The following is a 5,129-nucleotide window of genomic DNA, read 5'->3' as shown; positions in this document are numbered from 1 at the left end:
CTACTGGCACTGTTGTTACAGCGATCGAGATTTTGTCGCCAAAAAATAAGCGTCCAGGTGAAGGTCGCAATACTTACGAACGCAAACGAAATCAGGTTTTAGCTAGTGCTACTCATCTAGTTGAAATCGATCTGCTAAGGGGTGGCAAACCTTTTCCAATTTCTAGTAAAAATTTAGGAGATTATCGAATTCTAATTTGTCGGGGCGATCGCCGACCTACAGGGGAATTATATGCTTTTAGCTTACGACAGTCTATTCCCCCAGTACCAATTCCGCTGATGCCAGGTGAAGCAGAACCAATCCTAAATTTACAACCTTTGCTCGATCGCGTTTACCAAAAAGGGCGTTATTACTTAGCAATTGATTACACCAAACCACCCCAACCCCCACTATCCGAACAAGATACCCAGTGGATGGAAGTGTTATTAAGAGAGCAAGCATAAGAATAAACTTTCCTCAACTTTTCTCCCCATCCTCTAAACCCCATTGCGGCTGATAATCAAACAGCCATTTAAACTGTAGATCGCCCAACCAAGTAGGGGTCAGCCAATAGATCGAATCTCGCAGAAAACAACCAAACGCTGAATCTGTTTGCCCTAAGCCTCCTACCTGTCTGGAAACAGTAAAAACCTGAGCGACTCTCTTACTTCTACTTGCCTCAAATTGCCGCAAGAGCGCCGGAATATCTCCTCCTTTTTCTGCTCTAATCCTTAACAGTTTAACTAACTCAAAAGCATCTTCGATCGCCATACAACCGCCTTGACCTAAATTTGGTTGCACTGGATGAGCAGCATCTCCAATTAAAGTTACCCGACCCCGCCCCCATTGCATACCCAACGGTTCGCGATCGAAAATATCATCCCGATAAATCCCCTCTTCCGACAATGTTTCAATAATAGCTGGTATTGGCTGAGCATAAGATGAAAAAATTGCTTGCATCGCCTTCTTAGCACCACCCATCGTTCGATCGTTACCACCTGCTGGAGTGTTACTAAATCCATAAAAAGCAAACCGACCACTACCTACATCAAAGTAGCCAAAACGATTACCGCGTCCCCAAAACTCTCCCCAACTGTAACGCTGATCTAAAGGCAAATTATTTTGGGAAAACCAACCCCGCCAGCAACACATTCCACTGTAAACAGGCGCTGCTATTTTTTCATTTCCATTTAAACGCGCTCTTACTTGCGAATAAAGTCCATCCGCGCCAATCAAAACATCGCCCCAAGCTTCTCTTCCATCCGCAAACGAAACGCGAATCCCATCTGATGTTTCGGAAAAATCAGTAAAAGCTGCCTTATTTCTAACAGTTCCTTCCGGTAACGCATTGTAGAGAATGCGTTGTAATTCGGGACGCAAAATGCAAATACCCAAATCTTCCAGTTTCACAAATTCGGGCGCATTAATATATAGAGGCTTTGCCTGTTTGCTGAAAAACCCACCTGAGAGAATCTTAGCTCCTTGTTGATATAACTGCTTTTGAATTTTTCCTTGCCACAGCAATTCGTAAACGCGCATGGCATTCCGTTGAATGAAAATGCCTCCTGGCCCAGATAACATGGAATCAAGGTCGCGCTTTTCGTAGAGTTCTACCTGCATTCCCGCGTCAAGAAAAGCACGCGCACAAGTTAGTCCTCCAATTCCACCACCGATGATAATTGCCTTTAACGCCATAGCTTTTTCCTTGGTGACGCTATTTTACTGAGCGATCGCACTTTATCATTATCCAAAATACTCAAACTCCGCAATGTATTTCTGGTGCGTTACGCTGTCGCGCTTCGCACCCTACTGAGTTAGCACTGACGATGAACCTTTCGCCGACTACCCCAGTCTAAACAAAACGAACAAAGCCATTGAGGGAGAACGAGAGGTGTATCTTGTCCCAGGGGTAAATGTGCAAGACAGCCAGCTGTCAGATTCCTACCTAGCCGAACAAAGCATACTGGGCGACCAGCAGCGTTTTCGGCAACTATATCATCGCTATCATCAAAAAGTCAGGTCAACGCTGTATCAACTTTGTGGCCCTTCAATCCTCGACGACTTGGTGCAAGAAGTATTTTTACGGGCGTGGAAAGGATTGCCCCAACTGCGACAGACATCTCAATTTTCCACTTGGCTATATCGTATCTGTTGGAACGTAGCCTGTGACCAACGACGAAAATATGCCCAGCAGCGCACATTCGATTCCAAACTAAACACAAAAAGCTCAGACCAAGTACCCGCGCCCGACCTGATGCAGCTGCATTATCAAGATTTAGTACAGCGCGGATTAGCTCAACTCAGTTTAGAGCATCGCGCCGTCATCGTCCTGCACGATCTCGAAGAAGTCCCTCAAAAAGAAGTTGCTGAAATATTGGGTATTCCGGTGGGAACTGTCAAATCTCGCCTATTTAATGCCCGTGCTGCCATGCGGCAATTTCTCCAGCAACAAGGAGTTCAGCTATGAAAAAACTTCCCGCAGATGATGATAAAGAATTAATAGAATTCATCAAAGCTAACCGTCCGGATGTTCCCCCAGCAGCACCAGATTTAGAAGAACGGATTTGGCAAGAGTTGGATTCCGAACCTGCATTAAATTTAAACCGATTCTGTCAACACCACCCGGCTAAATGTAAGCGGTTGTGGTTAGTTACTCCTGCTATTGCTGCCGGAGTAATGTTAGTTTGGGCAAGCGATCCACTGCGATGGCGCGGTAATATCTTACCCTCTGCGTTTTCTTTCGGAATAAGAGACGATCGCACTTCAATAACCACCATCCCAAATAATGAAGAAATAGTCAGCGTCGAAATATTTTTACAAAATAACTGGAATGGTTTAGTCAGAACTATACCCCTGCCAAAAAATATCAAAAATATATCAGTCGAACAATCCCAATTCACGAATGCCAAATCTCAGGATGGCAGTAAAAAAAATCTTCGCCAACCAGCCAGAAAATAATCTCATCATGTTGCTAAGTGCGCTTTTGGGGCAGCTTTAACCTTGTGTAAATGCAGAGCGATTCATGAATTTGCTATACTAGATAATAGTGTTTTAGCAAAGTGGCTGCCCAAATCCTGATTTCGTTAACCCAACTAAAAGAAACCGGATTTTTTCGCTTCGTCAATCTGTTTCCCAATGCCCAAATCCTCCTACATTTACCTACATGGCTTTGCTTCGGGTCCCCAATCTGCCAAAGCCATTGATTTACTCGATCGCTTCTCCGCCTTGCAAATACCCCTGAAAACACCCGATCTCAATCAAGGCGACTTTTCCCACCTCACTATGTCCCGACAACTCCATCAAGTCGCCGCCGAATTTCCACCCCCACCCACACCAGTAACTCTCATCGGTTCCAGTTTTGGCGGTTTGGCCTCTGCTTGGTTGGGACAGCAGCAGCTACAATGTGAAAAACTGGTACTCTTAGCCCCAGCTTTTCAATTTCTCTCTCATTGGTTGCCCAAATTAGGTGAAGAAACTTTACAGCGCTGGCAGACAGAAGGATACTTGTCGGTGTATCATTACCGAGAAAAGCGATCGCTCCCCCTCAGCTACCAATTTGTCCGAGACGCCAATCAGTATCGCGAGGAACAATTGCAGCGCCCCATTCCCACCCTGATACTGCACGGCATTTACGACGAAACCATCCCTATTCAAGCATCGCGATACTTTGCCGCTTCTCGTCCTTGGGTCAAACTGATCGAACTCGACAGCGACCACTCCCTCGCCAACGTCCTCCCCGAAATTTGGCAACAAATACAAGCATTTTGCCACCTCTAAAAATAGAATCTACCAATTGCCAATTTGAAAAAGTGGATTTAAGATAAAAATTCAATCTAAAATCTAAAATCTAAAATCTAAAATTATCATTGCTATGCTCCCCTTCATTCGCTCAGACCTAGCCCAACTCACCGCCTACACACCGCATCCCGGTGGTGAATCCGGCGAAGCAGTCAAATCTGACATAGCGATCGATCGTCTCGATACCAACGAATGTCCCTTCGATTTGCCAACAGAGTTAAAAGAAAAACTCAGTTGGACTTTTCAGCAAGTCATGGAGAGCAACCGCTATCCCGATGGCGGTCATACAGCATTAAAGCAAGCGATCGCGGATTACGTCAACGAATCTGCCAATCTGTACGCGCAATCGCAAGCGATCGCCCCTAACTTTACCAGTTCAAATATATCCGTAGGCAACGGTTCCGACGAACTCATTCGCTCCATTCTCATCGCCACCTGCCTGCGCGGAGAAGGGTCTATCCTGGTTGCCAATCCTACCTTCTCTATGTATGGTATTCTGGCAGAAACCTTGGGTATTCCAGTAGTAAAGGTAAGTCGCAACGAAACTAATTTTGCAATCGATTTAGCAGCAGCACAAAACGCGATCGAACAAACACAAAATCCCCCCATCCGCGTAGTATTTGTCGTTCATCCTAACTCCCCCACCGCCAACCCATTAACCGCAAAAGAGTTAGATTGGTTGCGAAATTTGCCAGAGCAAATCCTCGTAGTAATTGACGAAGCTTATTTTGAATTTAGTCAAACAACAATTGTCGGTGAATTGCCACAACATCCCAATTGGATAGTGCTGCGAACTTTCTCAAAAGCGTTTCGATTGGCAGCACATCGAGTTGGTTATGCTGTCGCTCATCCCAAATTAATAGCCGCCCTAGAAAAAGTTCGCTTGCCATATAACCTGCCCAGCTTCACCCAAGCTGCCGCTTTAGTCGCCCTGAAACACAGACAAATTTTACTGGCATCGATCGGTCAAATTTTAAGCGATCGAGAGGAATTAATTAATAGCTTAGCCCAGCATCCCGCCTTAAAAGTTTGGCCGAGTGCCGCTAACTTTATCTACTTGCGTCTTACCAAGACTGACGATAATTCTACACCAGACAAATTGAAAGTTTTGGTGCAGCAACTCAAAGCCCAAGGCACTTTAGTTCGTCACATCAGCGGCGGATTGAGAATTACTGTAGGCAGCACCGATGAGAATCAGCGAACTCTCCAACGGTTAGCAGCTGCACTCCACAGTTAATCGCCACATTCCCCACCCTCCACACTTATGTAGATACTCCTTAGTTGAGGTGGCGAAACATCAACTAAAAATTTAAAATTTCAAATCTGAGATCTGAAATTTTCAGTAATTTTTA

At 45.1% G+C, this 5,129-nt stretch carries 6 protein-coding genes; 5 read left to right on the top strand and 1 reads right to left on the bottom strand.

The window, feature by feature from the left end:
- Positions 1-443: DUF4058 family protein (locus H6S82_RS17345; protein ID WP_191056470.1), on the top strand; the 443-nt coding region annotated here is incomplete at its 5' end.
- Positions 444-456: 13 nt separating this feature from the next.
- On the opposite strand, the gene H6S82_RS17340 is transcribed toward H6S82_RS17345, so the two are convergent.
- Positions 457-1,674, bottom strand: a complete 1,218-nt coding sequence (locus tag H6S82_RS17340) for an FAD-dependent monooxygenase (RefSeq protein ID WP_190463332.1) — start codon at positions 1,672-1,674, stop codon at positions 457-459.
- A gap of 196 nt (positions 1,675-1,870) precedes the next feature.
- On the opposite strand from H6S82_RS17340, the gene H6S82_RS17335 reads away from it, so the two are divergent.
- From H6S82_RS17335 to H6S82_RS17320, 4 genes are all read left to right on the top strand, one after another.
- Positions 1,871-2,446 (top strand): sigma-70 family RNA polymerase sigma factor, encoded by a 576-nt coding sequence (locus H6S82_RS17335; protein ID WP_322111864.1) that lies wholly within the window; start codon positions 1,871-1,873, stop codon positions 2,444-2,446.
- Complete coding sequence (locus H6S82_RS17330) at positions 2,443-2,937, top strand: hypothetical protein (protein ID WP_190463335.1); 495 nt, start codon at positions 2,443-2,445, stop codon at positions 2,935-2,937. The genes H6S82_RS17335 and H6S82_RS17330 overlap by 4 nt, the downstream gene beginning before the upstream one ends.
- A gap of 177 nt (positions 2,938-3,114) precedes the next feature.
- Positions 3,115-3,756, top strand: a complete 642-nt coding sequence (locus H6S82_RS17325; RefSeq protein ID WP_190463337.1) for a YqiA/YcfP family alpha/beta fold hydrolase — start codon at positions 3,115-3,117, stop codon at positions 3,754-3,756.
- 94 nt (positions 3,757-3,850) lie between these two features.
- On the top strand, positions 3,851-5,014 hold the full coding sequence (locus H6S82_RS17320) for a histidinol-phosphate transaminase (RefSeq protein WP_191056469.1): 1,164 nt from the start codon (positions 3,851-3,853) through the stop codon (positions 5,012-5,014).
- Positions 5,015-5,129: the final 115 nt, after the last annotated feature.

This window comes from Planktothrix sp. FACHB-1355 (assembly GCF_014748295.1).
Taxonomy (GTDB): Bacteria; Cyanobacteriota; Cyanobacteriia; order Cyanobacteriales; family Aerosakkonemataceae; genus Aerosakkonema; species Aerosakkonema funiforme_A.
The sequence above is the reverse complement of the archived record's forward strand: the minus strand, read 5'-3'. Positions and strand labels throughout refer to the sequence as shown.

Bases quoted from the DNA above. Each gene is read 5' to 3' on its own strand.
- H6S82_RS17340 (WP_190463332.1), bottom strand. From the start codon at position 1,674: ATGGCGTTAAAGGCAATTATCATCGGTGGTGGAATTGGAGGACTAACT.
- H6S82_RS17330 (WP_190463335.1), top strand. From the start codon at position 2,443: ATGAAAAAACTTCCCGCAGATGATGATAAAGAATTAATAGAATTCATC.
- H6S82_RS17325 (WP_190463337.1), top strand. From the start codon at position 3,115: ATGCCCAAATCCTCCTACATTTACCTACATGGCTTTGCTTCGGGTCCC.
- H6S82_RS17320 (WP_191056469.1), top strand. From the start codon at position 3,851: ATGCTCCCCTTCATTCGCTCAGACCTAGCCCAACTCACCGCCTACACA.